Annotated in this window: 27 protein-coding genes; 13 read left to right on the top strand and 14 right to left on the bottom strand. The window is 71.3% G+C overall.

Annotated elements, in window-relative coordinates:
- Positions 1-37: 37 nt before the first annotated feature.
- Together ftsX and ftsE are read right to left on the bottom strand one after the other, a co-directional pair.
- On the bottom strand, positions 38-952 hold the full coding sequence (ftsX, locus tag H9622_RS12255) for a permease-like cell division protein FtsX (protein ID WP_191766701.1): 915 nt from the start codon (positions 950-952) through the stop codon (positions 38-40).
- On the bottom strand, positions 949-2,091 hold the full coding sequence (gene ftsE, locus H9622_RS12250) for a cell division ATP-binding protein FtsE (RefSeq protein WP_191766700.1): 1,143 nt from the start codon (positions 2,089-2,091) through the stop codon (positions 949-951). Before ftsE ends, ftsX begins: the two co-directional genes overlap by 4 nt.
- A gap of 145 nt (positions 2,092-2,236) precedes the next feature.
- Here ftsE and H9622_RS12245 point away from each other — a divergent pair, with 145 nt between their 5' ends.
- Genes H9622_RS12245 through H9622_RS15865 form a run of 3 tightly spaced genes read left to right on the top strand, consistent with a single transcriptional unit; the run spans position 2,237 to position 3,981 of the window.
- On the top strand, positions 2,237-3,577 hold the full coding sequence (locus H9622_RS12245) for an HNH endonuclease signature motif containing protein (protein ID WP_225222054.1): 1,341 nt from the start codon (positions 2,237-2,239) through the stop codon (positions 3,575-3,577).
- Between the two features lie 57 nt (positions 3,578-3,634).
- Entirely contained in the window at positions 3,635-3,802 is a 168-nt protein-coding gene (locus H9622_RS15870) for a hypothetical protein (RefSeq protein ID WP_225222053.1), read from the top strand.
- Complete coding sequence (locus tag H9622_RS15865; protein WP_318247108.1) at positions 3,799-3,981, top strand: cupin domain-containing protein; 183 nt, start codon at positions 3,799-3,801, stop codon at positions 3,979-3,981. Before H9622_RS15870 ends, H9622_RS15865 begins: the two co-directional genes overlap by 4 nt.
- A 30-nt stretch (positions 3,982-4,011) precedes the next feature.
- Here H9622_RS15865 and prfB read toward each other — a convergent pair whose 3' ends face one another.
- The gene (gene prfB, locus H9622_RS12235; protein WP_191766699.1) at positions 4,012-5,124 is read right to left on the bottom strand and encodes a peptide chain release factor 2; all 1,113 of its coding nucleotides are present in this window, start codon (positions 5,122-5,124) and stop codon (positions 4,012-4,014) included.
- Between the two features lie 20 nt (positions 5,125-5,144).
- On the opposite strand from prfB, the gene H9622_RS12230 reads away from it, so the two are divergent.
- Both H9622_RS12230 and H9622_RS12225 read left to right on the top strand, forming a co-directional pair.
- Positions 5,145-6,419: an MFS transporter gene (locus H9622_RS12230; protein ID WP_191766698.1), complete on the top strand. Its 1,275-nt coding sequence runs from the start codon at positions 5,145-5,147 to the stop codon at positions 6,417-6,419.
- Positions 6,416-6,742 carry a hypothetical protein gene (locus H9622_RS12225; protein WP_191766697.1) on the top strand — a complete coding sequence of 109 codons (327 nt, stop codon included), beginning with the start codon at positions 6,416-6,418 and terminating at the stop codon, positions 6,740-6,742. The genes H9622_RS12230 and H9622_RS12225 overlap by 4 nt, the downstream gene beginning before the upstream one ends.
- 29 nt (positions 6,743-6,771) lie before the next feature.
- Here H9622_RS12225 and H9622_RS12220 read toward each other — a convergent pair whose 3' ends face one another.
- Positions 6,772-7,788, bottom strand: coding sequence for a helix-turn-helix domain-containing protein (locus tag H9622_RS12220; RefSeq protein WP_225222052.1), 1,017 nt, complete (start codon positions 7,786-7,788; stop codon positions 6,772-6,774).
- A gap of 79 nt (positions 7,789-7,867) precedes the next feature.
- On the opposite strand from H9622_RS12220, the gene H9622_RS12215 reads away from it, so the two are divergent.
- Together H9622_RS12215 and H9622_RS12210 are read left to right on the top strand one after the other, a co-directional pair.
- A complete protein-coding gene (locus H9622_RS12215) occupies positions 7,868-11,719 on the top strand; it encodes a S8 family peptidase (protein ID WP_191766696.1) in 3,852 nt (1,283 codons plus the stop codon).
- A 126-nt stretch (positions 11,720-11,845) separates the two neighbouring features.
- Complete coding sequence (locus H9622_RS12210; protein WP_404802873.1) at positions 11,846-12,334, top strand: nucleoside deaminase; 489 nt, start codon at positions 11,846-11,848, stop codon at positions 12,332-12,334.
- A 10-nt stretch (positions 12,335-12,344) separates the two neighbouring features.
- Here the strand turns inward: H9622_RS12210 and xdhC are convergent, their stop codons facing one another.
- From xdhC to H9622_RS12195, 3 genes are read right to left on the bottom strand one after another with little or no spacing between them, the layout of a single operon-like run.
- Positions 12,345-13,178 (bottom strand): xanthine dehydrogenase accessory protein XdhC, encoded by an 834-nt coding sequence (gene xdhC / locus H9622_RS12205; RefSeq protein WP_191766694.1) that lies wholly within the window; start codon positions 13,176-13,178, stop codon positions 12,345-12,347.
- Positions 13,179-13,190: 12 nt separating this feature from the next.
- Positions 13,191-15,566: a xanthine dehydrogenase molybdopterin binding subunit gene (xdhB, locus tag H9622_RS12200; RefSeq protein ID WP_191766693.1), complete on the bottom strand. Its 2,376-nt coding sequence runs from the start codon at positions 15,564-15,566 to the stop codon at positions 13,191-13,193.
- Positions 15,563-17,020 carry a xanthine dehydrogenase small subunit gene (locus tag H9622_RS12195; protein ID WP_225222051.1) on the bottom strand — a complete coding sequence of 486 codons (1,458 nt, stop codon included), beginning with the start codon at positions 17,018-17,020 and terminating at the stop codon, positions 15,563-15,565. The genes xdhB and H9622_RS12195 overlap by 4 nt, the downstream gene beginning before the upstream one ends.
- A gap of 121 nt (positions 17,021-17,141) precedes the next feature.
- On the opposite strand from H9622_RS12195, the gene H9622_RS12190 reads away from it, so the two are divergent.
- From H9622_RS12190 to pucL, 6 genes are read left to right on the top strand one after another with little or no spacing between them, the layout of a single operon-like run.
- Positions 17,142-18,425 carry a DUF6986 family protein gene (locus H9622_RS12190; protein WP_191766692.1) on the top strand — a complete coding sequence of 428 codons (1,284 nt, stop codon included), beginning with the start codon at positions 17,142-17,144 and terminating at the stop codon, positions 18,423-18,425.
- Entirely contained in the window at positions 18,422-19,237 is an 816-nt protein-coding gene (locus H9622_RS12185) for a bifunctional allantoicase/(S)-ureidoglycine aminohydrolase (RefSeq protein WP_191766691.1), read from the top strand. The genes H9622_RS12190 and H9622_RS12185 overlap by 4 nt, the downstream gene beginning before the upstream one ends.
- 1 nt (position 19,238) lies before the next feature.
- Positions 19,239-20,588 carry an allantoinase AllB gene (allB, locus tag H9622_RS12180; RefSeq protein WP_191766690.1) on the top strand — a complete coding sequence of 450 codons (1,350 nt, stop codon included), beginning with the start codon at positions 19,239-19,241 and terminating at the stop codon, positions 20,586-20,588.
- Positions 20,578-21,075 (top strand): 2-oxo-4-hydroxy-4-carboxy-5-ureidoimidazoline decarboxylase, encoded by a 498-nt coding sequence (uraD, locus tag H9622_RS12175; RefSeq protein WP_191766689.1) that lies wholly within the window; start codon positions 20,578-20,580, stop codon positions 21,073-21,075. Before allB ends, uraD begins: the two co-directional genes overlap by 11 nt.
- On the top strand, positions 21,072-21,407 hold the full coding sequence (uraH, locus tag H9622_RS12170) for a hydroxyisourate hydrolase (protein WP_191766688.1): 336 nt from the start codon (positions 21,072-21,074) through the stop codon (positions 21,405-21,407). The genes uraD and uraH overlap by 4 nt, the downstream gene beginning before the upstream one ends.
- 6 nt (positions 21,408-21,413) lie before the next feature.
- Positions 21,414-22,307 (top strand): factor-independent urate hydroxylase, encoded by an 894-nt coding sequence (gene pucL / locus H9622_RS12165; RefSeq protein WP_191766687.1) that lies wholly within the window; start codon positions 21,414-21,416, stop codon positions 22,305-22,307.
- 11 nt (positions 22,308-22,318) lie between these two features.
- Here pucL and H9622_RS12160 read toward each other — a convergent pair whose 3' ends face one another.
- Genes H9622_RS12160 through H9622_RS12130 form a run of 7 tightly spaced genes read right to left on the bottom strand, consistent with a single transcriptional unit; the run spans position 22,319 to position 26,817 of the window.
- Positions 22,319-22,702, bottom strand: coding sequence for a pilus assembly protein TadG-related protein (locus tag H9622_RS12160; protein WP_318247107.1), 384 nt, complete (start codon positions 22,700-22,702; stop codon positions 22,319-22,321).
- Between the two features lie 59 nt (positions 22,703-22,761).
- Positions 22,762-23,259, bottom strand: coding sequence for a TadE family protein (locus H9622_RS12155; RefSeq protein WP_318247106.1), 498 nt, complete (start codon positions 23,257-23,259; stop codon positions 22,762-22,764).
- On the bottom strand, positions 23,234-23,626 hold the full coding sequence (locus H9622_RS12150) for a TadE/TadG family type IV pilus assembly protein (protein ID WP_191766685.1): 393 nt from the start codon (positions 23,624-23,626) through the stop codon (positions 23,234-23,236). Before H9622_RS12150 ends, H9622_RS12155 begins: the two co-directional genes overlap by 26 nt.
- 3 nt (positions 23,627-23,629) lie before the next feature.
- Complete coding sequence (locus tag H9622_RS12145; RefSeq protein WP_191766684.1) at positions 23,630-23,833, bottom strand: hypothetical protein; 204 nt, start codon at positions 23,831-23,833, stop codon at positions 23,630-23,632.
- A 40-nt stretch (positions 23,834-23,873) separates the two neighbouring features.
- Positions 23,874-24,812 (bottom strand): type II secretion system F family protein, encoded by a 939-nt coding sequence (locus H9622_RS12140; protein WP_318247105.1) that lies wholly within the window; start codon positions 24,810-24,812, stop codon positions 23,874-23,876.
- Positions 24,809-25,666, bottom strand: coding sequence for a type II secretion system F family protein (locus tag H9622_RS12135; RefSeq protein WP_191766682.1), 858 nt, complete (start codon positions 25,664-25,666; stop codon positions 24,809-24,811). The genes H9622_RS12140 and H9622_RS12135 overlap by 4 nt, the downstream gene beginning before the upstream one ends.
- Positions 25,663-26,817 carry a CpaF family protein gene (locus tag H9622_RS12130; protein WP_191766681.1) on the bottom strand — a complete coding sequence of 385 codons (1,155 nt, stop codon included), beginning with the start codon at positions 26,815-26,817 and terminating at the stop codon, positions 25,663-25,665. The genes H9622_RS12135 and H9622_RS12130 overlap by 4 nt, the downstream gene beginning before the upstream one ends.
- Between the last annotated feature and the right edge of the window lie 81 nt (positions 26,818-26,898).

The raw sequence follows: 26,898 nt of genomic DNA, 5'->3' as shown, positions 1-26,898 counted from the left end.
AGCCGTTCAGTCTACCCCCGGACGACTCTCGCGAGAGTCAGGCCCGCAGCCAGCGGCGGATCGCGAAGCTCGCCGACAGCGCCGCGAGCACGATGCCGATGAGGATGAGCACAGGCACGACGATCCACGCGTCGTCCAGCCCGACCCACGTGGTCACGAACTCCACGCGCCCGCGCAGATACTGGTCGACGCCGAAGTGCACGCCGGCGATCACGGCGCCGCTGGCGAGCAGCGACCCGATGAGCGCCGCGAACACGCCTTCCAGCACGAAGGGCGTCTGGATGAATCGATTGGATGCTCCGACCAGGCGCATGATGCCGAGTTCGCGCCGTCGGGCGTAGGCCGACAGCCGGATCGTCGTGGCGATCAGCAGCACGGCGGCCACCAGCATCAGCGCGGCGATGCCGACCGCGATGTAGGTCGCGACGGTGAGAGCTGAGAACAGCGGCTCGAGGTACTGCAGCTGGTCCTGCACCTCCTCCACGCCCTCGGTGCCGGCGAACGCCTCGATGATCACGTCGGACTGGTTCTGATCGACCAGGTTGATCCAGAACGTCTCGTTGAGCTGATCGGGCGTGATGACACTGGCGTAGTCCTCGCCGAGGAGGTCGATGACGTTCTGGTACGCCTCTTCGCTGTCCTCGAACCGCACATCGCGGACGAGTGGCGAGAGGGCGGGGCCGTCGAGCTTCTCCTCCACCGCCGCGAGCTGCTCCTCGGTGGCCACACCGCCGGTGCACGTCGGCGCCTGCGAGATCGCGGTGCACATGTAGATGGCCACCTGGGCGCGGTCGACCCAGAAGTCCTTCATGATGCCGATCTGCATCTGCATGAGCATCGCCGCGCCGACGAACGTCAGCGACACGAACGTGACGAGCACGACGGAGATCACCATCGACGCGTTGCGGCGCAGGCCCGTGAATGCCTCGCCGAGGATGAGACCGATCCTCATGACGTGGGCCCCACTTCGTCGTCGGGCGCTTTCTCGCCCAGACCGAGCCGATCGGCGAGGCCGAGCTCGGCGACGTCCACCTCGGGGATGTCGGCCACCGGGATCGGCGCGGTCTGCGGTGCGCGCGGCGCTGGAGAGGCCGGCCGCCCGGGAGCGGGCTCCTCGACCGTGTCGGGCTCGGGGCGGTCGCCGTGGTCGGCGGGCGCTGCGGGAGCGGATGCTGCGGGCTCAGCCTCAGCGGCCGGAGCAGGCGCATCGCGCTTCGGGTCGGGCGCGGTCGACCGCGACGCCGGCCGGGGCGCGGCATCCGTCCGCTCCTCCTCATTGGCGAGAGTCGGATCCAGACCGGCCTCGGCGGCCGCGGCGGCTTCGCGCTGCACCTCGAGCACCGCGGTGAGGGCGGCGACGGCGGCCGCGCCGCGTTCCTGCTCGGGGGCGAGGCTCGGCAGGCTCGACGTGTCGCCGTACCCACCGTGGCGCTCGTCGCGCACGATCTCGCCGTGCACGAGCTCGATCACGCGGCGCTGCATCTGGTCGACGAATCCCGCCTCGTGCGTCGCCATGACGACGGTCGTGCCGCCGGCGTTGATGCGCGCGAGTAGCTGCATGATGTCGACGGATGTCGCGGGGTCGAGGTTTCCGGTGGGCTCGTCGGCCAGCAGCACCTGCGGGCGATTCACCAGCGCGCGGGCGATCGCGACGCGCTGCTGCTCGCCGCCCGACAGCTCGTGCGGGAACCGCTTCTCCTTGCCGGAGAGTCCCACGAGCGCGAGCACTTCGGGAACGGTCTGCTGGATGAATCCGCGCGACGACCCGATGACCTGCAGCGTGAACGCGACGTTCTGGAAGACGGTCTTTGTCGGCAGCAGGCGGAAGTCCTGGAACACCGCCCCGATGTGTCGCCGGAAGTACGGCACCTTGCGGTTCGACAGCGTGCGCAGGTCGCGCCCGAGCACGACCACCCGCCCGTCGCTGGGCGTCTCTTCGCGGAGGATCATGCGCAGACACGACGACTTGCCCGAGCCGGATGCGCCGACGAGGAACACGAACTCGCCGCGCAGCACCTCGAAGTCGACATTGCTCAAGGCAGGCTTCGACGTGCCCTTGTAGCGCTTCGTGACGTTTTCGAACCGGATCATGGCCTAACGAGCCTAAGCGGATGCCTCCGCCCCCGCTCCCGCGACACCCTCAGGCGCCGCATCGGTTTGGCGGCGGTTGCCTGTGTGCGCGCTGGGGGTGGCCGACTCGAGATCGATTGTCGTAGGTATGTTCTACTGTCGGGGTATGGCCGACGATGATCCGTTCCCCCCTCCTGATGAGCGCGACGTGTGGGATGAGCCGTGGGACGGGTTCGAGGCTCCGGATGATGTCGGCCTGGTGACCGAGGTCGCCGCCATGATGTCGGTCTTCGCCGCCCAGCGTGCGCTGCGGGTGGATCAGCTGCGCCGCAACGCGTTGGCCGATGCGGCCCCGTATGGCGGGGCGGTCGCGGGTGTCGTGGAACGATCCGTGCGGTTGGAGCTGGCGGCCGCTCTGAGGGTCACCGAGCACGCCGCCGCCGGACTGCTCGGCTTCGCGCAGGCGCTGGTGCACCGGTACCCGGCCGCGTTGGACGCGCTCGGGCGAGCGGCGATCACCGAACGGCACGCCGAGATCCTGGTGGACCTGCTGGATGCGGTCGAGCCCGACGTGAGGGAGCGGGTCACCACGACGGCGGTGGAGCTCGCGGTGCAGTTTCCGGTGGGCGCGTTCCGCCGGCGGTTGCGGGCGCTGCTCGAACGTGAGCGGGCGGCGACCCTCGCGGAGCGGCATGCATGGGCGGTGCGGGATCGTAGGGTGATCGTGGAGCCGGCCGACGACGGCATGGCCTGGCTGCATGCGTTCCTGCCCGCGGTGGAGGCCCGCGCCATCCAAGGCCGGCTCACCGCGATCGCCAAGACCCTCGACCGCAGCGTTGCGAGCGGCGGGGATCACGACGCCTCAGGCGGGGAAGACGCGCGGACGATGGATCAGCGGCGCGCCGACGTGTTCGGAGACCTGCTCATCGACGGCGAGACCGCCGCCTTGCCGCCAGAAGCAGCGGGCATCCGCGCCACCGTGATGGTCACCGTCCCTGTGCTCACCCTCCTCCATGGTGACGGTCCCGGTGCGGTCGTGGAACCGGCAGTGGTGGAAGGAGTGGGACCGATCCCCGCCGACCGGGCGCGCGAGCTCACCGGCGGGGCGGACGGGTGGACCCGGGTTCTCACCCACCCGGAGACCGGAATCGTGCTCTCCGTCGGCCGCGCCCAGTACCGGCCGCCGCCGGCCCTCCGCAAGCTGATCAGGTGGCGCGCCGACCGGTGCATGGCACCGGGATGCGGCATCCCCGCCGACCGGTGCGAGATCGATCACACCGTCGCGTGGGAACACGGCGGGGCCACCAGCCTCGACAACCTCGCCCCACTCTGCAAAGGCCACCACACCGTCAAGCACCACGGTGGCTGGCAGGTCGAACACGTCGCCGACGCCGGCGGCGCTCTGCAATGGACCTCACCCGCCGGACGCCGCTACCTCGTCGAGCCTGAACGACCAGTACCCGTATTTCGTCCGACCCTCACAGACACCGCCCCCGCACCTTTCTGACCGCACGCGGGCAAGCTGAGACTGGACGCGCCCACCGACGACAACCACGATGGACGAATGACCTCATCCCCCATTCCAGCATCCGAGCTGCTCATCGGCGCGTCACGCACGCTGCGCTTCGAGGGCGAACAGTACGGCTCAGGCATCTCGTTCTTCTACGTCGACAACGAGCCCGGCATGGGCCGGGTCTCCACCGCCACCCGTACACCGAGACGTGGCTCGTGATCGAGGGCGAGGCCACGATCCAGATGGGCGACGACACCGTCATCGCACACGCGGGCGACACGGCGGTGGTCGCCGCCGACATGTGGCATGGCTTCACGAACACAGGTGAGGGACGGCTGCGGATCGTGTGCATCCACGCATCCCCGGTCATGATCCAGGAGTCGCTCGACGGGGCCTGAGACCGCTGAGGGGACCAGCCGGCAAGGACGTCAGTCGTCGTCGTCCTTGCGCTTGCGCCACCGGATGCCCGCCGAGATGAAGCCGTCGAGATCTCCGTCGAACACGACCGCCGGGTTGCCGACCTCGTGCCCAGTGCGCAGGTCCTTCACGAGCTGCTGGCCGTAGAGGAAGTAGGACCGCATCTGGTCGCCCCAGCTCGCGGTGATGACACCGGCGAGCTCCTTCTTCTTCGCGGCTTCCTCTTCGCGCTGGAGGAGCATCAGGCGCGTCTGCAGCACCCGCATCGCGGCGGCACGGTTCTGGATCTGCGACTTCTCGTTCTGCATCGACACGACGAGACCCGTGGGGATATGCGTGATGCGCACGGCCGAGTCGGTGGTGTTGACCGACTGCCCGCCGGGGCCGGACGAGCGGAAGACGTCGACGCGGATGTCGTTCTCCGGCACCTCGACCTCCTGGGCCTCCTCCATGACGGGGATGACCTCGACGGCGGCGAAGCTGGTCTGCCGCTTGTCGGCCGAGCCGAAGGGGCTGATGCGCGCGAGGCGGTGCGTGCCGGCCTCGACCGAGAGGGTGCCGTAGGCGTAGGGCGCGTCGACCTCGAACGTCGCCGACTTGATGCCGGCCCCCTCGGCGTAGGACGTGTCCATGACCTTCACCGGATACCTGTGACGCTCGGCCCAGCGCAGGTACATGCGCAGCAGCATCTCGGCGAAGTCCGTGGCGTCGTCGCCGCCCGCGCCGGAGCGGATCGTCACGACGGCCGCGCGATCGTCGTACTCGCCGTCGAGGAGCGTCTGCACCTCGAGCTGGCCGATGATGTCTTCGAGCTCCGCGATCTCGTGGCGCGCTTCCTCGGCGGAGTCTTCGTCGTCCATCTCGTTGGCGAGCTCGACCAGCACCTCGAGGTCGTCGAGTCGCTGCTCGACGTCGGTGACGCGCTTGAGCTCCGACTGACGGTGGCTCAGGGCGCTCGTGACCTTCTGCGCCTGCTCGACGTCATCCCACAGGTCGGGTGCCCCGGCCGCCTCGCTCAGCTGCGCGATCTCGGCCGTGAGTGCGTCGACGTCGACCACGGCCTTGATGTCGGAGAACGTGGAGCGCAGGGCCTGGATATCGGCGGAGGGATCGAAGTCGAGCATGACAGTCCAGACTAACGTGGATGCACGTGACCGATCGCCCGCGGGATGTTCTCGTCCGATTCGCGCCGATGATCTACGGCCCGACCGTGCTCTTCGCGCTCGGCGAGGGTGCCGTCATCCCGCTGATCCCGGTGATCGCGGCACAGCTCGGGGCCGACCTCGCCACGGCCGCCCTCGTCGCCTCGGCGCTGGTGGTGGGTCAGCTGTGCGGCAACATCCCCGCCGGCTGGGCGGTCGCCCGCGTCGGGGAGCGCTTCACCATGGTCATCGCGGGCGGGCTCTGTCTCGCCGCGGTGGTCGGTCTCGCCCTCGCCCCGTCGCTCGGCGTCTTCGCCCTGGCCGTGTTCGTCATCGGATTCTGCGCTGCGGCGTTCGGCCTGGCCCGGCATTCGTTCATGACGACGCGCGTGCCGCTGGCGTTCCGCGCCCGCTCGCTCTCCCTTCTCGGCGGCACCTTCCGCCTGGGCATGTTCATCGGACCGTTCGTGGCGGCCGCGCTGCTCGCCCTGTTCGGAGACGAGCATGCGACCATCTGGTTCTTCGGTGCCTGCCTCGTCGCCACGATCCTGCTCGTGCTGGTGGGTCCCGATCCGGAGCAGGCCGTCGCGGCGCCCGTGCGCTCGCGCGACGACTCGACGCTGGCCGAAGACACCGGCGAGCCCGTCACGGGCTCGATCCCCACGACCGAGCGCACCGGCGTCTTCCGGACGATGTGGGCGTATCGACGTGTGCTGTCGCGACTCGGCCTGGCCGCGGCATCCCTCTCCGCCGTCCGCTCCGCCCGACAGGTCGTCCTGCCGCTGTGGGGCGTCTCGCTCGGGCTCGACGCACAGACCATCGCGCTCGTCGTCGGGATCTCCGGTGCCATCGACTTCGCGCTCTTCTACGCCAGCGGACAGGTCATGGACCGCTTCGGGCGCCTGTGGGCGGCCCTCCCCGCCATGCTCCTGATGGGTATGGGCTTCCTCGCGCTCTCGTTCACCCACGACCTCGAGCAGTCGGCGATGTGGTTCGCGATGTTCGCCGCGGTCCTCGGCGTCGGCAACGGCCTGTCGAGCGGCATCCTTCTCACGCTGGGCGCCGACATCGCCCCCAAGGACGACCCGGCGCCGTTCCTCGGATCCTGGCGGACCCTGACCGACGCCGGAGGTGCGGTGTCGCCGCTGCTCGTGTCGGCGATCGCGGCCGCCTCCACCCTCGCCCTGGCGACGGGCGTCGTCGGCGTGATCGGCCTCGTCGGCGCCGCCGCGTTCGTCCGCTGGGTTCCGCGGTTCGTGCCGAGGCCGAAGCCGTGACGGTGCGGTTCTGCACGAGCCGCAACCAGGGTCGTCGCTGCACGCGTCACCTGGACCATCCGGGGCTGCATCGCCACCGGACGATCATGTGGGCGGATGCCGCGGCCGACCCGCCACGCTGCTCAGGGTCGGGCGCGCCCGGCGTGCCCGCCGCGACCCTTCCCGACGGGTTCCCCGACGGCCGCGCCCTGTGCCCGACGTGCCTGCGGTTCGTGCCCCTCGACGAGGACGGCCGGCTCGTCGAGCACGACACGTCAGACCCGGCCGAGAGCGACAGCGAGGCCGCACAGCGCCGGACCTGGTTCAACACGCACGCGGACTGACCCCGCAAGCGACCCAGCCCGCACAGCGCTCAGACCCATGACCTGCGCACGGCCTCCGCGCCGAGCTGCATGCGGGTCGTCACACCCGCGATCTCCATGAGGTCCGACACCCGGCGCTGGACCGTGCGCAGCGAGATTCCGAGCTGCGTCGCGGCCGCGGCATCCGTCACCCCCAACAGGAGCAGCCGCAGCAGGTCTCGGTCGACCTCCTCGGTGGTGGGCACCTCGGCGACGGGGAGGAACGCGGTGGCGTGGCTCCAGTACTCCTCGAAGATCGCGATCACGAGATCGAGGAGCCCGCTCGGATGGATGAGCAGAGCGCCGAAGCCCTCGTCGTCGCCCTGCGCGTGCATGGGCACGAGGGCCATCTGATCGTCGACGATGAACATGCGCGTCGGAAGGGTCGGGAGCACCCGGATCTCCTCGCCGATCTGCGCCATCTCTCGCGCGGCGGTGAGGAATCCGGGCCGCTCGAGCACGGCGCTCTCGACGATCACGCGGTACCGCACCCCGCGCGCGAGGGCGCGATCCTCCTCGATGTTCTCCTCGCCGCTGACGAGCGCGACCTCATGCAGGACGAGCACACGCACCTGCTCGGTCGACGCCGCCTGCAGCTGCGCGACGCGCTGCCGCACGGCGTCGTCGCCGATCACGACGTCGACGACATCGGCGACGCTGCGCTGCTCGGCCGAGCGGCGGTACAGGTCGCTCAGCTCGATGAGCGCTTCGTGCGCACGCGTCAACCCGCGCTCGCGCTCGAGCAGCAGCGGACGCAACGCCGTCGTCGGCGGTGAGGCGACGTACCGGTCGCTGCGCGCGGCCTTGCGTGCCACCAGACCCAGCCGCTCGAGCTGGGCCACGATCGGACGAACGCGCGGCAGCGACATGCCCAGCGCCTCGGCGACTTCGGGCGCAGAGGCCGACGTCTGCTGAAGGATCCACCGGTAGACGGCGGTGTGCTCCTCATCGAGACCCAGTGCGTCGAGCACGGTCACCTTCTCCACACCGGCCATCTTCACCCACCGGCTGTGGCGGATGGTGGCCATGGCATTTCTCCGCCACCACTGTACGCGCCGCGCATGAGAGCTTCGTTTGCAGATCCCCTACCCCCCGAGAGGTTCACGCATGTCCAATCCCCCACCCATCGGCCGCCGTCTGCGTCCGATCGTCGCCGCCACAAGCGGTCTGGCGATCGGCATCGCCGGCATCGGCCTCGCCACTCTGCCGGCGACCGCGACCTCGAACGTCGACGGTCCCCCCACCCCTGACGCGGTCGCCGGCAGCTCGTCCACCGTCACGCTGATCACCGGTGACCGCGTGACCGTGACCGACCTCAGCGACGGCACGCACACCGTCAGCATCGACACCGCCGTCGATGGCGCAGGTGTGCGCACCTACGATGCGGGCGGAGAGCTCCACGTCGTCCCCGACGCCGCGCTCCCGTACCTGGCCTCGGGCGCGCTCGACCAGGACCTCTTCAACGTCACGAAGCTGATCGACTTCGGGTACGACGACGCCTCGGTCGACGCGACCCCGATCATCGTGGAACAGGATGCCGCATCCCCGCGCACCTTCGCCGCGCCGCTCCCCGGGCTGGAGGTGCAGACCGAGCTCGCCAGCATCGGCGGTGCCGCGGCCACGCTCGGCCACGAGTCGACCGCCGCCGCGTGGAAGACGCTGACGGCGCCGACCGCGCGCGCCTTCTCCGCGACTCCCCAGCTCGCGGGCGGCATCGAGGCCATTCACCTCGACGGCAAGGTCGAGGCGACGCTCGACTCGAGCGTGCCCTTCGTCGGCGCACCGTCCGCGTGGGCGGCCGGTCACACCGGCGAGGGCGCGACGGTGGCCGTGCTCGACACCGGCTACGACGACACGCACCCCGACCTGCAGGGACGCGTGCTCTCCGGCTCGCGGAGCTTCGTGCCGGGCGAGGAGGTCGACAGCGACCCGAACGGCCACGGCACGCATGTCGCGTCGACGATCGCCGGCACGGGCGCCGCGAGCGACGGCCTGCACCGCGGCGTCGCCGACGGCGCGGACCTGCTCGTGGGCAAGGTGCTCGGCGCCGACGGCTACGGCCAGGACTCGTGGATCATCGAGGCGATGGAATGGGCCGGTCAGAACGCCCCGATCGTCTCGATGAGCCTGGGGTCGATGGAGGCCTCCGACGGCAAAGACCTCATGGCCGAGTCGCTCAACCGCATCGCCCAGGAGACCGGCGCGCTGTTCGTGGTCGCTGCGGGCAACAACGGCGCACCCGAGACGATCGGCGCCCCCGGCTCAGCCGAGCAGGCGTTCACCGTGGGGTCGGTCGACGACCCGAGCGGCGGGATGTCGTACTTCTCGAGCCAAGGTCCGCTCTCTCGGTCGGGCGCTCTCAAGCCCAACGTGTCCGGACCGGGCGCCGACGTCACGGCCGCTCGCTCGGCCGACAGCGGCGGCGAGGGCGCGTACGTCGCGATGAGCGGCACGTCGATGGCGACGCCGCACGTCGCCGGCGCCGCGGCGATCCTGCTCGGCGCGCACCCGGAGTACACGACCGAGCAGCTCAAGGCGGCGCTCGCGAGCACCGCGCGCGACTTCGGGTTCTCGGCGTACGCCGGCGGCTCGGGCGTCATCGACATCGACGCCGCGCTCAACGCGCCGATCGTCGCCTCCGGTTCGGGTGACTTCGGCATGCTCGCCTGGGGCGAGGAGCCGACTCCGGTCGAGCGCACGGTCGAGTACACCAACCGCACCGACGCCGAGATGGTCGTGACCCTCGAGCCGACGCTCGCCGACACCACGCCCGGTGGTGAGGTGGGTCCCGGCCCGTTGTCGGCCCGCGCCGCCCTCGACGCGCTCACGATCGACGCGCAGACACTCACCATTCCCGCGGGCGGCACGGCCTCGGTGACGATGACCGTCGACCCCGCGAAGGTGCCGGCGGGCCGGCAGCTGTCCGGGGCGCTCATCGGCTCCGTGGACGGCGAGCCCGTCGTGCGCACCGCTCTGGGCACGATCGCCGAGGCCGAGCGCTACAACCTCACGCTGTCGGCGAAGGACTTCGACGGCAACCCGATGGACACGTACGCGTACCTGTGGAACCCCGCGACGAGGTTCGCCGAGCCCATCTTCGTGAGCGGCGAGACCACGCTGCGCCTGATGAAGGGCGACTACTCGGTCGTCTCGTACCTCGACATCCTCCGCACGCCCGACACGCTCGCCACCGTGATGGTGGGCGAGCCGACGCTCACGCTGGAGCAGGACACGACCGTCGAGCTCGACGCCCGCACCGCGGAGAAGGTCTCGGTCGACGTCGGAGTGAAGGGCCTGGAGCCGGTGTTCCAGCGCCTCGAGATGAAGGTCGACGACTTCTTCGTCAGCGCGATGATGCCGGTGTGGACCGACGAGATGTGGGCCCAGCCCATGAAGGTCGACGACGCCGACTTCGACTTCACCGTGCGCTGGCGGCTGCAGACCCCGCTGCTCACGCTGAGCCAGGGGAAGAAGAACCCCCTCGATCTCATCGTGCTGGGTGGCTCGAAGCTCCTCGACGGCTCGTTCACCGCGACCGCCGTCGACGCGGGATCGGGAACGCCGGGCGAGCTCGCCGCGGCGGGCGTGAAGGGCAAGATCGCCGTCGTGACCCGCGGGACTGATCTCTCCGTGTCGCAGCAGGTGGCCAACGCGACCCAGGCCGGGGCCAAGCTCATCATCGTGGCGAACAACGAGGACCGCGAGTTCAACGCGTGGGCCGGCTCAGAGACCGACTACTCGGATGCCACGATCCCGGTCGCGGGCATCAGCGGCGTCGAGGGACGCAAGCTCATCGAGCAGCTCGGCGGCAAGAAGAAGATCACGCTGTCGGCGGTCGGCGTACCCGACACCGACGTGGTCTACGACATCGCCGAGTGGGGCGACGGAGAGATCCCCACGGACCTCGCCTACACGCACTCGTCGAAGGACCTCGCCCGCATCGACACCCGCTACCACGGCCAGGAGGAGGAGGTCGCCGAGTTCCGCTACGACTTCGTCCCCGGCGCCGAGTACGGCAACGGGTTCCCGTTCCGCGCCAAGCGCGGCACGGACCGCGAGGAGTGGATCAACACCGACAACCTGCGGTGGAACCAGTGGGTGGCCGTCACGTCGGTGATGTGGGAGATCCGCGACAAGCTGCGCACCTACGACGGAGGCCAGCGTTCGACGGAGGAGTACTTCGGCGGAATCGTCCGCCCGTACGTCGCCACCGGCTTCTGGGTCCCCTACCGCGTGTCGGACTACGTGCAGATCAATGTGCCGAGCTGGGCCGACGGCGGCAACGCCGATCACACCGGCACCTTCGACACCTGGATGCCCGACTCGACGGTCCAGCAGCTCACCGACGTCTACATCGACGGCGAGCTGGTCAGGCAGACCGAGCACCAGGGAGCGAACCTGTTCGACCTCCCCGACGGTGAGCAGGAGTGGCGCGTGGTGAGCACCGCGACCCACCCCGGCACCCACCTCGCGGGCTCCACCAAGACGGTCAGCGACTGGACGTTCCGTTCCGCAGGCAAGCTCGGCGACTGGGACTACCGACTGCTGCCGATGATCCAGGCGTTCTACGACGTCGACGTCAACGAGGACAACATGGTGGGCGAAGGCCGGCGCAAGGGAGCGGGCGTCTCGCTTGGTCTCGAGCTCGGTCACGTCGCGGGCAGCGCTCCCTCGGGCGCGATCACCACGGCGACGCTCGAGTACCGCACGGCAGACGGTGAGTGGAAGCCGGTCGTGCTGAAGCCGGCCGAGACCGATGCCCCCGCGGGTGCGGTCGAGCACAGCGGCGGCATCTTCGTCGATTCACGCGCGTGGGTCAGCGGCTACGCCGCGCAGGTTCCGGTGTCCGACAAGGGCGGCTGGGTCGACCTTCGGGTGACGGCGACGGATGCCGCGGGCAACACCTTCTCGCAGGAGATCGTGAAGGCGTTCCAGGCGACGCCGGCCAAGGGTCGCTGACGCCCGACAGCACACGCAGGGTCTCGTCCGCTTCGGCCGGCGGGACCCTGCGTCGTCGCGGGACGTCGGCGTGCGGTCGCGCCGCATTCCCGCCGTGTGGCGTACGGTCGAGGCATGCCTTCGCCCATAGGGCCGTCGCCGGAGGCCGCTGACCTCCTGGCGCGCGCCGTCGACATCGCAACCGCCAACGCCGGCGAGTCCGGGGGTCCGTTCGGAGCCGTCGTCGTCGCCCGCGGCGGCCAGGCTTTCGAAGGCGTCAACCGGGTGACGGCCGACCTCGACCCGTCGGCGCATGCCGAGGTCGTCGCGATCCGTCGCGCCTGTCAGGGGCTCGGCACGTTCGACCTCTCCGGAGCGACCCTGTACGCGAGCTGCGAGCCCTGCCCGATGTGTCTCGCGACGGCGCTGTGGGCGCGCATCGACCGGGTGTACTTCGCCGCCGACCGCAACGACGCCGCTGCGGCCGGGTTCGACGACGCCCGCTTCTACCGGTACTTCGACGGCATGCCAGACGACCGGGCGATCCTCCCGGTCGAGCGCATCGGGCTGCCCGCCGACGGGCACACCGCGCCGTTCGTCGCGTGGGGTCGCAACGACCGGCGCATCGAGTACTGACGGCCCGCGCTCACGGGTTCGCGGTCACCGCCGCGGCCTCGATGAGCTGCAGGGTGCGCGCCGCGACGCTGACGGCGATCGACGCGGGCGCCTTGCCCCGGATCCCGGGGATGCCGATCGGTGTGGTCACTCGGGCGAGATCCGCCTCGGTGTGGCCGAGCTCGGAGAGCTTGCTGCGGAAGCGCGCCCACTTGGACGACGAGCCGATCAGCCCGATCGGTCCGAGGTCGTCGCGTCGCAGCGCCTGGTCCGTGATCGCGAGATCCTCGCCGTGGTCGTGGGTCATGACCAGCACGTGCGCGCCCGGCGGCAGGTCGGCGATGGCCGTCTCCGGCACCGGTGCGTGCCGCACGCGCACGGTCGCCACGGCGTCGGCGAGGATGCCCGACGCGCCGGGCACACCCAGGCGCGCCGGATCCAGCATCTCGGCGCGCGCGTCGACGAGCACGAGCTCCAGTTCGTGCCGACCGAGGATGCGCGCCAGCTCGATCCCGACGTGGCCGAGACCGAAGATCGCCACCGTCGGCGTGGCGCGGACCGGTTCGAGCAGCATGGTCACCTCTCCTCCGCAGCACTGGATGCCGTACTCGGTCGTCGTCCTGTCGCTCAGCGTCAGCGTGAGCAGGCGCGGCTCGTCGGTGCCGGTCACGAGCATCTCGCGCGCCTGCGCGATGGCCGTGGCCTCCAGATTCCCACCGCCGACGGTGCCGAAGAGGGCATCGGGCGACACGATGAGCTTCGCGCCGCCGTTGCGAGGCGCGTGCCCACGGACCATCGCGAGGGTCACGATCACCGCCGGCGTGCGCGATTCACGCAGCCGCTGCAGCGCGTCGACCCAGTCCACGGCCGAGTGTCCTCAGCGCCGCGCGTCGGCGAGGACCGATGCCGCGCCCGGCTCCACGGCGTCGCCCGCCGCCTGCGCGGACCGGATCGCCCAGAACACCGCCTCGGGGGTCGCCGGCGACGCGAGCTCCACGCTGCGCCCGGCCGGCCCGAACGCGGCCACAGCTTCGCGGATCGCCTCCCGGACGCTGAACGCCAGCATGAGCGGCGGCTCTCCCACCGCCTTCGAGCCGTACACGGCTCCGTCTTCGCGGGCGTCTTCGAAGAGCCGCACGTGGAACTCCTCGGGCATCTCCGAGAAGCTCGGCAGCTTGTACGTGCTCGCGGCCTGCGTCTGCAGCCGTCCGCGGCTCGGACCGTCGCCGGTGTCCCACCGCAGCTCCTCGAGGGTCAGCCATCCGACGCCCTGCACGAAGCCGCCCTCGATCTGGCCGATGTCGATCATGCGCGAGAGCGAGTCGCCGACGTCGTGCACGATGTCGACCCTGCGCAGCCGCGTCGCCCCGGTGAACCCGTCCACCTCGACTTCGGCGGCGGCCGCTCCGTAAGCGAAGTACTTGAACGGCGACCCCTGCATGCGCACGCCGTCCCAGTGGAGTCCTTCGGTGCGGTAGTAGCCCGCGGCGAACAGCTGAACCCGTTGCAGGTAGGCCTCGCGGGCGACCTCGGCGAATGCGAGCCGCGTGTCGACGCCCGCCGCGGAGACCCATCCCTGTGCGAAGCGCACGGCGCCGGCATCCGCTCCCAGCATTCCCGCCGCGACCGGCGTCATACGCGCCCGCAACTGGTCGCACGCGTCCTTGACGGCACCGCCGTTGAGGTCCGCTCCGGCCGACGCCGCCGTCGCGGAGGTGTTCGGCACCTTGTCGGTGCGTGTGGGCGCCAGGCGCACCTGATCGAGCCGCAGGCCCAGCGCGGTCGCGGCGACCTGCAGCATCTTCGTGTGGAGCCCCTGGCCCATCTCGGTGCCGCCGTGGTTCACGAGCACCGAGCCGTCCTTGTAGACGTGCACGAGAGCGCCGGCCTGGTTGAACGCGGTGAAGTTGAATGAGATGCCGAACTTGATCGGCGTGATCGCGATCGCCCTCTTGACGTGCGCGTGGCTGTCGTTGAACGCGCACACCTGCTCCCGGCGGATGTCGACATCGCTCTCGGCGCGCAGCTGATCCCAGATGGCAGGCATACGCGCGGCATCCTTCACCGGCTGCCCGTAGGGCGTGAGCTGCCCCTCGCCGTAGAGGTTCTGCCGCCGGAGGTCGATCGGGTCCTTCCCGAGCAGAGGCGCGACGCGACCGAGTATGTCTTCGATCAGGAAGACGCCCTGGGGGCCGCCGAAGCCGCGGAAGGCGGTGTTCGACGGCTTGTTCGTACGGGCGATGCGTCCGAGAGCGCGCACGTGCGGGATCCAGTAGGCGTTGTCGATGTGGCAGAGAGCCCGGCTCATGACCGGTTCCGACAGGTCGAGGCACCACCCGCCGTCGGACGTGAGCGTCGCGTCGAGCGCCAGCAGTCCGCCGTCCTCGTCGAAGCCGGCGCGCCACGAGATGTGGAACGGATGCCGCTTCCCGGTCATCGTCATGTCCTGCGTGCGGTTCAGCCGCAGCCGCACCGGGCGACCCGTGAGCTTCGCGCCGAGTGCGGCGATCGCGGCCAGGCCGTGCGGCTGCATCTCCTTGCCGCCGAACCCCCCGCCCATCCGCAGCGTCTGCACCGTCACCTGACTCGACGGCACGCCCAGCACGTGCGCGACGATCTCCTGCGTCTCGCTGGGATGCTGCGTCGACGACTGCACGAAGTACTGACCCTCGGAGTCGCGCAGCGCGAGCGCGGCCTGCGTCTCGAGGTAGAAGTGCTCCTGGCCGCCGAGCTCTGTCACACCCTCGAACACGAACCGGGCCCCGGCGAGCGCCGCCATGGCATCGCCTCGCTCGACCGTGCGCTGCACGCCCTGGAACGAGCCCGTCGCGATCGCCTCGGGGAGGGTGAGGATGCTCGGCAGCGGGCGGTACTGGACCGCGACCGCGGCGGCTCCCAGGCGCGCCGCCTCGGGCGTCTCTCCGAGCACCCAGGCCACGGCGTGCCCGTGGTACATCGCCTCGCGAGGGAAGAGCGGCTCGTCCTCCTTCACGCCGGCGTCGTTGACGCCCGGCACGTCCTGCGCCGTGAGCACGCGCACGACACCCGGCACCCGGTAGGCGCCCGAGGTGTCGACGTCGACGAGCGCGTGGGCGTGGGTGGACTGCACAGGCCAGGCCGTGAGCACGCCCGCGGCCGAGACCGAGAGGTCGTCGGTGTAGGCGGCGGCACCGGTCACGTGCAGCGTCGCACTCTCGTGCGGAACCGGGATGCCGACGACCCCGTCGCCGGGGCGGCGGGAAAGCTCGCTCATGCCGTGACCACCTTCCGCTCGGCCGCGCCCGCCCCGGCGCTGTAGAGCTTCAGGAGCGAGTTGCTCAGCATCAGGGCCCGGTAGTCCGCGCTCGCCCGGTGGTCCGACATCGGTGTGCCCTCCGACCCGAGCACAGCCGAGGCGGCGCGCACGGTGGCGATGTCCCACGGCTCGCCGATGAGCCGCTGCTCCGTCGCGCGTGCGCGCAACGGCGTCGCCGCCACGCCGCCCAGGCCGATGCGGGCATCCGTGACGACACCGCCGTCGAGGTCGAGGGCGAAGGCGATCGCCACGCTGGAGATGTCGTCGAACCGCCGCTTCGCGATCTTGTGGAAGGCGGTCACCGACGCGAGCGGGAGCGGGATGCGCACGGCGCGGATGAGCTCGTCCGTGCGCCGCACCGTCTCGCGATAGCCGCTGAAGTACTCGGCCAGCTCGACCTCGCGATCGCCGTCGAGCGACGTCAGCACGACACGCGCATCGAGCGCGAGGAGCGCGGGTGCCGCGTCGCCGATCGGCGATGCCGTGCCGAGATTGCCGCCGATCGTGGCGCTGTTGCGGATGAGGCGCGATGCGAACTGCGGGACGAGCTCGGCCAGCAGCGGAACCCGCCCGGCGAGCCTGCCTTCGATCTCGGACAGCGTCAGCGCCGCGCCGATCTCGATCACGTCCTCGCGGAACGCGAGGGCGCGAAGTTCGGGGAGCCGGTCGATCATGACGGCCAGCGCGGCCCGACGGCCCCGCAGGTTCACTTCCACTCCCCAGTCGGTCGCCCCGGCGATCACGGTCGCCTCGGGCTCATCGCGCAGCAGCCGGAGCGTCTCGTCGAGCCCGGCGGGACGCACGAAGCGTGAGCCGTCGACGACGCGGTCGGCGGGAGCGGGTCCCGGCGCAGAACGGAAGCGTCGCTCCGCCAACGCGTCGGCGGGATCCGGCATCCCGAGCGCGTAGGCGGCGTCGCGAATCGGCCGGTAGCCCGTGCAGCGGCAGAGGTTGCCGCTCAGGGCGTGCAGATCGAAGCCGTTCGGACCGTGCTCGCGGTGCCCGCCGTCCGGCTCCTCCGGCGGTACACGACCGGCGCGATAGAACTCCGCCGCCATGCTGCACACGAACCCCGGAGTGCAGTAGCCGCACTGCGATCCGCCCGCCTCGGCGAGGCTCGCCTGCACGGGGTGCAGCGCCTCCGGCGAGCCGAGGCCCTCGGCTGTCACGATCTCCTGGCCCTCCAGCGCGTGGACGAGCACGAGGCACGAGTTGACCGGCACCCACGCCGACGCATCGTCGCCGTCCGGCCCGAGCACGAGCATCGCGCACGCGCCGCACTCTCCCTCGGCGCAGCCTTCCTTGCTCCCCGTCAGTCCGACGGAGCGCAGCCAATCGAGCGCGTTCGTATTCACCGGCACGTCATCCAGCGGCCGGCGGATCCCATTCACGGTAACGACGTTGTCAGCCAAGTGAGCTCCTCTTGCGCGATTGTACGTCGGCACTGTTGTTCGTCGGCACTGTGGCGATCGCTCCGCGCGTGCGCCACGATGAGGGAACCACGAAGGTCGGCCGCCAAAGGAGGCACCGCCGATGAGCCAGTCCGGCCGCGCGCTCACGCCTGCGGTGCTCGATCACGTCGACGCGTCGCTGCGCGACACCGACGACCTGCTGCGCACCGCCTACCCGGGTGACGACGGCTCGCGTCAACCCGTGCACACCGTGTACGTTCCCGCGGACCGCATGACCCCGGCTCTGGGTGCCCAATGGGGCGCCGCAGCGCTCTACGCCTCCGCCGACGCGGGCGGGCTGGCCGTGCTGGCGAAACGCATCGGCCTGCCGCCGTCGCTCGCCGACGATGTCGTCCCGCGGGCCCACGCGAAGCTGACGCGTGAGCCGATCGAAGACCTGCGGCTGGACTTCGAGGACGGCTACGGCGGCCGCGGCGACGACGCCGAAGACGCGGACGCCGTCGAAGCCGCGCGGCTCGTGGCCGACGCGCTCGAATCCGGCGCGGCGCCGCCATTCGTCGGCATCCGCTTCAAGAGTCTCGAGCAGCCGACCCGGATGCGCGGCCTGCGCACCCTCGATCTGTTCCTCGGCACGATCCTCGAGCAGGGCGGACTGCCCGCCACGCTGATGCTGACGCTCCCCAAGGTCTCGACCATCGCGCAGGTCGAGGCGATGGTCGCGGTGAGCGACGCACTCGAGCGCGCGCATGGGCTGCCCGAGCGGGCATTGCGGTTCGAGGTGCAGATCGAGACGCCGCAGATCGTCCTCGGCCGGGACGGTCGCGTGCCGCTGGCGCAGCTCGCCACCGCCGGCGACGGGCGGGTCGCCTCGCTGCACTTCGGCACCTACGACTACACCGGCGCGCTCGGCATTCCGGCCCGCCACCAGTCGCTCGAGCACCCCGCCGCCGACCTCGCGAAGGACCTCATGCAGCTCGCGGTCGCGGGCACCGGCATCCGGCTGTCCGACGGCTCGACCAACATCCTGCCGGTCGGCGACGGCGCGCTCGACGCGTGGGTCCTGCACGCCCGCCTCGTGCGTCGTGCCCTCGAGCGCGGGATCTTCCAAGGCTGGGACCTCCACCCCCACCAGCTGCTGACCCGCTATCTCGCCACGTACGCGTTCTTCCGCGAGGGATATCCGGATGCCGCGGCCCGCCTGGCCGGGTACCTGCACAGCCGTGCGGGCGCGGTGCTCGACGAGCCCGCGACCGCACGAGCGCTGGCCTGGTTCCTGCAGCGCGGCGTGCAGTGCGGCGCGATCGACACAGAAGAGGTCATCGCCGACGTGGGCATCGGCATCGACACGCTCACCGCGCTCGCGCATCCCGCCCGTCCCGCTCCCCCGGCTGAGGAGTCCGCATGACCTACTACACCCCGTCGGGCGGACTGCCCGCCCAGACCGAGCTGCTCACCGATCGCGCGATCGTCACCGGGGCCTACACGGTCATCCCCAAGGGGGTGCTGCGCGACATCGTCACGAGCAACCTGCCCGGCTTCACGGCGACGCGCGCCTGGCTGCTCGCCCGGCCGATCACGGGATTCTCGACCACGTTCTCGCAGCTCATCGTCGAGATCGGCGCGGGCGGCGGCGCCGAGCGCCCCGAGCAGGAGTCGGGCGTCGAGGGTGTGGTGTTCGTCACTTCGGGCAGCCTCGCCCTCACCATCGCCGGCGAACGGCACGTGCTCGCACCCGGCGGCTACGCGTACCTGGCGGCGGGCGATTCGTGGTCACTCGCGAACGAGGGATCCGAGCCGACGAGCTTCCACTGGATCCGCAAGGCGTACGAGCCGGTAGAAGGCCATGCCGCGGCATCCTTCGTCACCCGCGATCAGGATGTCGCACCCGAGCCGATGCCCGACACGGACGGCGCGTGGGCGACGACACGGTTCGTCGACCCCGACGACCTCGCACACGACATGCACGTGAACATCGTGACGTTCCAGCCGGGCGGATCGATCCCCTTCGCCGAGACGCACGTGATGGAGCACGGCCTGTTCGTGCTCGAGGGCAAGGGCGTGTACCGGCTCAACGGCGACTGGGTCGAGGTCGAGGCCGGCGACTTCCTGTGGTTGCGCGCCTTCTGCCCGCAGGCCTGCTACGCCGGCGGACCGGGGCCGTTCCGCTACCTGCTGTACAAGGACGTGAACCGCCAGATCCGCCTGACCGGGGCGTGACATGGCGTTCGACACCGTCTTCCGCGCGGCGCGCGTGCTCATCGACGGCGCGTTCCAGCCGGCCGACGTGGGCGTGCGGGACGGCGTGGTGGAGCACATCGGTGAGATCGGGACGGGACGGGATGCCGCGTCCCTCATCGCACTGCGCGACGACGAGGTGCTGCTGCCCGGGCTCGTGGACACGCACGTCCACGTGAACGAACCGGGCCGCACCGAGTGGGAGGGCTTCGAGTCGGCCACCCGCGCCGCAGCCGCCGGCGGCGTGACGACGATCGTCGACATGCCGCTCAACAGCATCCCGCCCACGGTGTCGGTGGACGCCCTCGCCGAGAAGCGCTCGGCCGCCGAGGGCGGCGTCTACGTCGATGTCGGATTCTGGGGCGGTGTCATCCCCGGCAATCTCGCCGAGCTGCGCCCGCTCGCCGACGCCGGCGTCTTCGGCTTCAAGTGCTTCCTCACGCCGTCGGGCGTCGATGAGTTCCCTGCCGTCACCCCGGTCGAGATGGGCGAGGCGATGACGGTCGTCGCCTCGCTCGGATCGTTGCTGATCGTGCACGCCGAAGACGCGCACACGATCGAGACGGCGCCGCACCGGGGTGGCAGCGAGTACGCCGACTTCCTCGCATCGCGGCCGGGCGCGGCCGAAGACACCGCGATCGCCGACGTCATCCGCTTCGCCGAGGCGACCGGGACGGCAGCCCACATCCTGCACCTGAGCAACGCGGGCTCGCTCGGCCGCATCGCCCAGGCGCGGCGGCGCGGCGTCGACCTGACCGTGGAGACCTGCCCGCACTACCTCACCCTCACTGCGGAAGAGATCGCGGGCGGCGCCACCGTGTGCAAATGCTGCCCGCCGATCCGCGACGCCGCCAACCGGGATGCGCTGTGGCGGGGCCTGGCGGACGGTGCGATCGACGTCATCGTCTCGGACCACTCCCCGAGCACGCCCGACCTGAAGAACGCCGGTGACGGCGACTTCGAGGCCGCGTGGGGCGGGATCGCCTCGCTGCAGCTCGGGCTGCCTCTCGTGTGGACCGAGGCCCGGAGGCGCGGGCTCGGGCTGGGGCGCGTCATCGATCTCATGGCCGCGAAGCCCGCCGCACGGGTGGGCCTGGTCGGGAAGGGCCGGATCGCGGCCGGCGCCGCTGCGGACTTCGCCGTGTTCGCACCGGATGAGACATTCGTCGTCGATGCGCGGTCGCTCGAACACCGGCATCCGATCTGCCCCTACGACGGCCGCGAGCTGACGGGCGTCGTCCGGGCCGCCTACCTCGCCGGCGCACGCATCGACCGCGAGGTGCCGCGCGGGCGCCTGCTCACCCGGCGGACGGAGGTGGCCAATGCGGCGTGAGGAGTTCAACGGCGCCGACCGCGCCGAGGCGATCGCCGCGCTGCGGACGTGCGCCGATGTGACGCGCTGGTGCGAGCACCTGGCCGACCGCCGTCCGTACGCGTCCGTCGGAGAGCTTCTCGCGGAGGCGGCGAGCGCAGCCGACCCCTTCACGCCGCACGAGGTCGATGCGGCGCTCGCACACCATCCGCGCATCGGTGAGCGCGCACGGGGCGACAGCCGCGAGGCGACGCTGTCGCGGTCGGAGCAGGCGGCGGTCGACCCCGCCGACGCCGAGGTGCACCGTGCGCTGCGCGACGGCAATCGCGCGTACGAGGAGCGGTTCGGGCGGGTCTTCCTCATCCGGGCCGCCGGCCGGGGTGCGCCCGAGATCCTGGCCGCGCTGCGCGGACGACTGGAGAACGACCCCGACACCGAAGCGCGGGTCGTGGGAGAACAGCTGCGTGAGATCGCGCTGCTGCGACTGGAGGGGATGGTGCAGCCATGAGCGTGTCTCACATCACGACGCACGTGCTCGACGCGGCCCGGGGCGGGCCGGCGAGCGGGGTCGCCGTGCAGCTGCTCGCCCGCGACGGCGACGCCTGGCAGCAGATCGCAGAAGCGGTGACGGATGCCGACGGCCGGGCGTCGCAGCTCGGGCCCGAGCGACTCGCCCCGGGCGACTACCGGCTGCGATTCGACACCGGTGCGTACTTCCACGCGCAGGGCACGCCGACGTTCTACCCCGAGGCGGTGCTGACCTTCCGCGTCGACGAGGAGCACTGCCACGTGCCGCTGCTGCTGAGCCCGTTCGCCTACTCCACCTACCGAGGAAGCTGAGCATCGATGAGCATCGTCCTGGGAGCGAATCAGTACGGAAAGGCCGAGGTGCGGGTCGTCAAGGTGACGCGCGACGACCCCCGGCACGAGATCGAAGACCTGAGCGTCACGTCCCAGCTGCGCGGCGACTTCGCGGCCGCCCACCTCACCGGCGACAATCGACACGTCGTGCCGACCGACACCCAGAAGAACACGGTGTTCGCCTTCGCGCGCGACGGGATCGGGTCGCCCGAGGAGTTCCTGCTTCGCCTGGCCGACCACTTCACCGGCTCGTTCGAGTGGGTGACGGGCGGCCGGTGGACCGCCGAGAGCTACGCGTGGCATCGGATCCACGTCGACGGCGACCCGCACGACCACGCGTTCGTGCGGGTGGGCCAGGAGACCCGCACCGCCGTGGTCGTCGCCGACGGCGGCGAGCGCCATGTGCTCGGCGGACTGCACGGCCTGACTCTGCTGAAGACCACCGGATCGGGGTTCGAGGGCTACCCCAAGGACCGCTACACGACGCTCCCCGAGACCCGCGACCGCATCCTCGCGACCGACGTCGCGACCCGCTGGCGGTACCTCCCCGGCGCGGACGTCGACTACAACGCCGTGTACGCCGACGTGAAGCGCATTCTGCTGGAGGAGTTCACGCGCCGGTACTCGGCGGCGCTCCAGACGACGATGTTCGAACTGGGCACCGCGGTGCTCGAGGCGCATGACGAGATCGCCGAGATGCGGTTCTCCCTGCCGAACAAGCATCACTTCGCCGTCGACCTCGCGCCGTTCGGCCTCGACAACCCCAACGAGGTGTTCTACGCCGCCGACCGCCCCTATGGCCTGATCGAGGCGCAGATCACGCGGGAGGGCATCGACCCGGCAGACGCGGCATGGGAGGGCGCGACGGCGTTCTGCTGAACCGTGCTCGGTCAGCGCAGCGCGGTCCGGCTGGTCGCCGTGGCCTCCAACGCCACCCCGTCCGGCACGAAGAGCGTCAGGACAGGCGGCCGCCACGTCGCGGCGACCGTCACCCGGGCCGAGAGCCCGTCGGGCGTGCCGGCCGACAGGAGCGTCGCGCCGGCACCGACCTCGTCCACCATCGCCTGAGCCTGGCCGCGGACGTGCGCCGCCGTCAGCTGGGCGACCGGCTCGCCGTCCTCGACGGACAGCACGAAGCCGTCGGCGGCCGCGAGGGCCGCGGCATCCGCCAGCGAATCCAGCCGCTTCTGCGCCAGATAGAGACTCGTCGCGTCCGCGCACAGCAAGATGGCGACGAGCGCGAGGGCGCCGTAGCCGAGGGTCAGCAGCAGCACACTGCCCTCGTCATCGGGTTCCCGTCGCCGCGCGCGCGCGTCGCCGAAGGGCCGCGCCCTCATCGCGACCCCCAGAAGCGCGAGACCTTCTGCGCGGCCGACGCCTCGACCGGAATGCTCGCGAGGCGATCGAGCCCGAACACGGGCGGCACGAGCGGAAGCGCGACTCGCGTCCGCAGGGTCACGACGAGCGTCGCGCCCGCGCGCGGGCACACGGCCCCGGCCGGACGGCACGCGAACGCCACGTCGACGGATGCGGGGTCGAGCCCGTACTCGCTCGTGATGGAGTCGAGCACGAGGTCGGCGCGGTGCGCGGCGTCGGCGTCGTCCGTGGCGGTCGCGACGGCACGCGCGACGTGGCGCGCGCCCGCTTCGGCGCCCAGCGACTGCCCCTGGACGAGACCGAGCGCACCGACGAGGTAAACGAGCGGCACGAGGAGCAGCAGGCCGACGAGGATGAACTCCAGGGCAGCGGATCCCCGCTCGCCGTCGTCAGGCGGCGCGGGCCGCGGGTGCAGCAGCGGCAGCGGGTCAGCCGAAGGACTCGACGGGCGCACGGGCCGTCACCTCCATCGTGCGGGGAGCACCCAGCAGTCCGACCAGCGGCAGCATCGCGCGCACCGTCACCTCGACGGACGCGTGGCCCAGCGCATCCGTCTCGCGCACATCGATGTCGGCGGCGTACTCCTCGCCGACCGTGCGCGCCACGATCTCGCGGGTTCGCCGCGCCCCGTCCTCGAGCGAGGTGTCGGCAAGGGCCGCGTGGTACGCCCCCTCGACGGCGGCATCGTGCACGACGTTGCGCACGTAGACCGCCAGGCCGAACTGGAGGACTCCCAGTGTCAGCACCGTGAGCAGCGCTCCGACGAGCACGAACTCGACCGGGCTGGAGCCCTCCTCGTCGAGAGGACGATGGACCCGCACGGGTCAGAAGCCGGAGACGCGGGAGATCGCCTGCTCGAACAGGCCGGCGAGCGCCGGTCCCGCGAGCGCCCAGATGACGACGACCAGGCCGGCGGTCATCAGCGTGATGAGCACCCATCCGGGCACATCGCCGCGCTCGTCGTCGGCGACGTCGGCGAACGATGCCCGCAGGCGCGCGGTCAGATTCTGAAGGCGGTGGCGGATCATGTCTCTCCTTCGAGGGGGGGGGTCGGGTGTGGACGGCGACTCAGCCGAGACCGAGTCGGAGCATGAACACTCCCGGGAACACGGCGAACAGCACGCTGAGCGGGAGGATGAGGAAGACCAGCGGCACGAGCATGTAGATCTCTTTGCGCCCGGCGCGCTCGATGAGGTCGCGCTTGGCGTCGTCCCGGGCGTCGAGCGCCTGGGCGTGCAGCACCTGCGCGAGAGGTGCTCCGCGGTCGATCGCGGCGACGAGCTGGTCGACCGAGCGCGACAGCGCGGGGATCTGCAGACCGTCCGACATCCGCGCCAGCGCCTCCGGGAGCGGCGAACCCGTGCCGACGGCCACCACGGCCCCGCGCAACTCCGTCGTGAGCTCGCTCGCCCCGACCTCGCTCACGCGGCGCAGCGAGTCGAGGATCCCCTCGCCCGCCGAGAGGCAGAGTGCGACGAACTCGAGCACCGTCGGGAGCTCTTCGCGGATGCGGGCGACGCGCGCCTTCGCCGAGTGCGACAGCCATGCGTCATACCCGAGCATCCCTCCCACAGCGAACAGCGGGGGCAGCACCACGAGCGAGGGCGAGCCGCGACCGAGGAGCACAGCGGCGACCACGATCGCACCGCCCGTCGCCAGCCCCGCGATCGACCACGCCAGCTGCCGGCCGCGGAAGGCCGCGGCATCCATCGATCGCCCCGCCTGGTGAAGCCGGCGGCCGAGCGCCGCGTCGCCGCCCAGGAATCGCGCGAAGCGCTGCTGCAGTGCCCGCCACGCGAGGGACGGGGCCGGCATCGGACCAGCCGCGCCGATGACGTCTCCGACGCCCCGCGGATCGGTGACGTCGCGGATGTACGGGGCGATGCGGCGCGCGAGACTCGGCGCGCCGACGCGCGGGGCGAGCGACAGCAGAAGGCACACGCCGACGCCGAGCGCCGTGCCCAGCACGATCGAGAAGGCCACGTCGTCCATCGGGAGGAGGCTCACCCGAACCACCTCCGCGGCTCCGGCAGACGGCCGAGGCGGAGCATCACGCGGAACGCGACGAACGACACCGCAGCGCCGGCGAGGATGAGCGCGACCCCTTCGGGGCTGCCGTACGCCTCGGCGCCCTCGGGCCGCATCGCGAGCAGGGAGAGGATGATCCAGGGGGCGGCGACGCCGAGCACGGCGGCCCCGCGGATCCATGACTGACGCGATTCGACCTCGGCGCGCAGCGCGGTGTCGGCGCGCACCGACGCCGCGAGAGCGCGGAGCACCGGAGTCACCTCGGTGCCGCCCACCTGGCGCGCCATCCGCAGCGTCTCGATGATGCGATCGGCGACCGGGTCGGCGAGCGCCACCTTCAGACGCTGCGCGCTGGAGTCGAAATGACCGGATGCCGCAACATCGCGCGCGAACCCCGCGAATGCGGGCCGCAGCTCGACGGGCGCGGACCGCGCGAGGCTCGCGACGGCGTCGGGCAGCGACATCCCGGCGCGCACCGATGCGATGAGCAGGTCGCACACGTCGGGCCAGAGGCCGCGACGCACGCGCACGAGCCGGGACCGCCGCGCGCGCAGCCACGAGAACGGCGCGACGGCGCACGCGGCGGCGGCGACGAGGCTCAGCGCCGGCACCTGCGCGACGATCCACGACGTGGCAGCGCCGACCACCGCGGCGCAGCCGGCCACGACGATCACCGAGCCGGGCGACAGGCGCGCCAGCCCCGCCGCCTCGAGGAGTCGCGCGATGCGGCCGCGCGACGCCTCGGGCGCCGACCGCTCGCCCAGCGGCCACAGCCAGGGCGAGAGGGTGAGCAGCACCCCGGCGGCGAGCACCGCGCCCCAGACGAACGTCATGCGTCGTCGCCTCGATACAGCGTCCGCGCGGCGATCACGCCCTCGTCCACGCCGATGGGCTCGACGATCTCGGCGACGCGGCGCCGGCCTGCGGCATCCCGCTCGCAATGCACGACCAGATCGACGGATGCCGCGACCGCCGGCAGCACGAAGGCGGCGTCGATGTTGCGCCCGGCCAGCAGCGGCAGCGCCGCGAGCTTGCCCAGCGCCTCGCGCGCCGAGTTGGCGTGGATCGTGGCGGCGCCGGGGACGCCCGTGTTGAGCGCCAGCACGAGGTCGAGAGCCTCGGCATCGCGCACCTCCCCCACGACGAGGCGGTCGGGACGCATGCGCAGCGCCTCCTTGACGAGGCGTCGCAGCGTGACTTCGCCGGTGCCCTCGAGACTCGGCTGCCGACCCTGGAGCGCGACGAGGTCAGGGGCGGCGACGGCGAGCTCGAAGGTCTCCTCGACGGTGACGATGCGATGCCCGGGCGGGCAGGCGGCGATCATGGCGCCGAGGAGCGTGGTCTTTCCCGCGTGCGTCGCGCCCGACACGATCACGGATGCCCCGCGATGCATCGCGGACCGCAGCAGCTCTGCGCCGTCGGCGGTGATCGAGCGTGCTGCCACGAGCCGGTCGAGGTCGCGGAATGCGGGCAGGAACTTGCGGACGTTGACCGCCCAGTGCCGCCGGGTGATGTCGGGGATGACGACGTGCAGGCGGGATCCGTCGGGCAGCGACGCGTCGACGAAGGGCTGGCTCAGGTCGACGCGGCGACCCGAGGATTGCAGCATCCGCTCGACGAGATCCCGCACCGCCGAGTCGGTCAGCGCGAGCGGAGTGCGCTCCGGCACACCGCCACGGGCGACGAAGATGCGGTCGGGAGCATTGATCCACAGTTCCTCGACGGTCGGGTCGTCGAGATACGGCTGCAGCGGACCGTAGCCGGCGACCGCGGCGAGCACCTCGCGCACGCACGCCGTCTCGTCGTCGACAGGCGCCAGCCCGCGGGCGAGGGCGAAGTCGTTGTGGCGTCGCACCTCGGCTCGCGCGATGTGGGCCGCGAACTCCGGATCGCGCGACGGGTCGGTCCGCTCGGCGCGCAGCCGTTCCCGCACCCGCTCGGCGACGAGTGTCGCCGTCGGCGGAGAGGCGGTGGACGAGAGCACCACTGCATCCTCGCAAGGGAGGAAAGCGGCATCCCGAAGTTATCCACAGGTGCCGACCACACCGCGCCGTGATCACCGGAT

Source organism: Microbacterium gallinarum, from assembly GCF_014837165.1.
In the GTDB taxonomy this organism is placed as follows: Bacteria; Actinomycetota; Actinomycetes; order Actinomycetales; family Microbacteriaceae; genus Microbacterium; species Microbacterium gallinarum.
Note: the sequence above shows the minus strand (reverse complement) of the source record. Positions and strands in the feature narration are given on the sequence as shown.

Excerpts from the sequence above, each read along its gene's own strand:
- H9622_RS12185 (WP_191766691.1), top strand. The coding sequence starts at position 18,422 with ATGACCTACTACACCCCGTCGGGCGGACTGCCCGCCCAGACCGAGCTG.
- H9622_RS12145 (WP_191766684.1), bottom strand. The coding sequence starts at position 23,833 with ATGATCCGCCACCGCCTTCAGAATCTGACCGCGCGCCTGCGGGCATCG.
- xdhB (WP_191766693.1), bottom strand. The coding sequence starts at position 15,566 with ATGAGCGAGCTTTCCCGCCGCCCCGGCGACGGGGTCGTCGGCATCCCG.
- H9622_RS12220 (WP_225222052.1), bottom strand. The coding sequence starts at position 7,788 with ATGGCCACCATCCGCCACAGCCGGTGGGTGAAGATGGCCGGTGTGGAG.
- uraH (WP_191766688.1), top strand. The coding sequence starts at position 21,072 with ATGAGCGTGTCTCACATCACGACGCACGTGCTCGACGCGGCCCGGGGC.
- pucL (WP_191766687.1), top strand. The coding sequence starts at position 21,414 with ATGAGCATCGTCCTGGGAGCGAATCAGTACGGAAAGGCCGAGGTGCGG.
- prfB (WP_191766699.1), bottom strand. The coding sequence starts at position 5,124 with ATGCTCGACTTCGATCCCTCCGCCGATATCCAGGCCCTGCGCTCCACG.
- ftsX (WP_191766701.1), bottom strand. The coding sequence starts at position 952 with ATGAGGATCGGTCTCATCCTCGGCGAGGCATTCACGGGCCTGCGCCGC.
- H9622_RS12215 (WP_191766696.1), top strand. The coding sequence starts at position 7,868 with ATGTCCAATCCCCCACCCATCGGCCGCCGTCTGCGTCCGATCGTCGCC.
- uraD (WP_191766689.1), top strand. The coding sequence starts at position 20,578 with ATGCGGCGTGAGGAGTTCAACGGCGCCGACCGCGCCGAGGCGATCGCC.
- H9622_RS12230 (WP_191766698.1), top strand. The coding sequence starts at position 5,145 with ATGCACGTGACCGATCGCCCGCGGGATGTTCTCGTCCGATTCGCGCCG.
- ftsE (WP_191766700.1), bottom strand. The coding sequence starts at position 2,091 with ATGATCCGGTTCGAAAACGTCACGAAGCGCTACAAGGGCACGTCGAAG.
- allB (WP_191766690.1), top strand. The coding sequence starts at position 19,239 with ATGGCGTTCGACACCGTCTTCCGCGCGGCGCGCGTGCTCATCGACGGC.
- H9622_RS12190 (WP_191766692.1), top strand. The coding sequence starts at position 17,142 with ATGAGCCAGTCCGGCCGCGCGCTCACGCCTGCGGTGCTCGATCACGTC.
- H9622_RS12135 (WP_191766682.1), bottom strand. The coding sequence starts at position 25,666 with ATGACGTTCGTCTGGGGCGCGGTGCTCGCCGCCGGGGTGCTGCTCACC.
- H9622_RS15870 (WP_225222053.1), top strand. The coding sequence starts at position 3,635 with ATGACCTCATCCCCCATTCCAGCATCCGAGCTGCTCATCGGCGCGTCA.
- H9622_RS12245 (WP_225222054.1), top strand. The coding sequence starts at position 2,237 with ATGGCCGACGATGATCCGTTCCCCCCTCCTGATGAGCGCGACGTGTGG.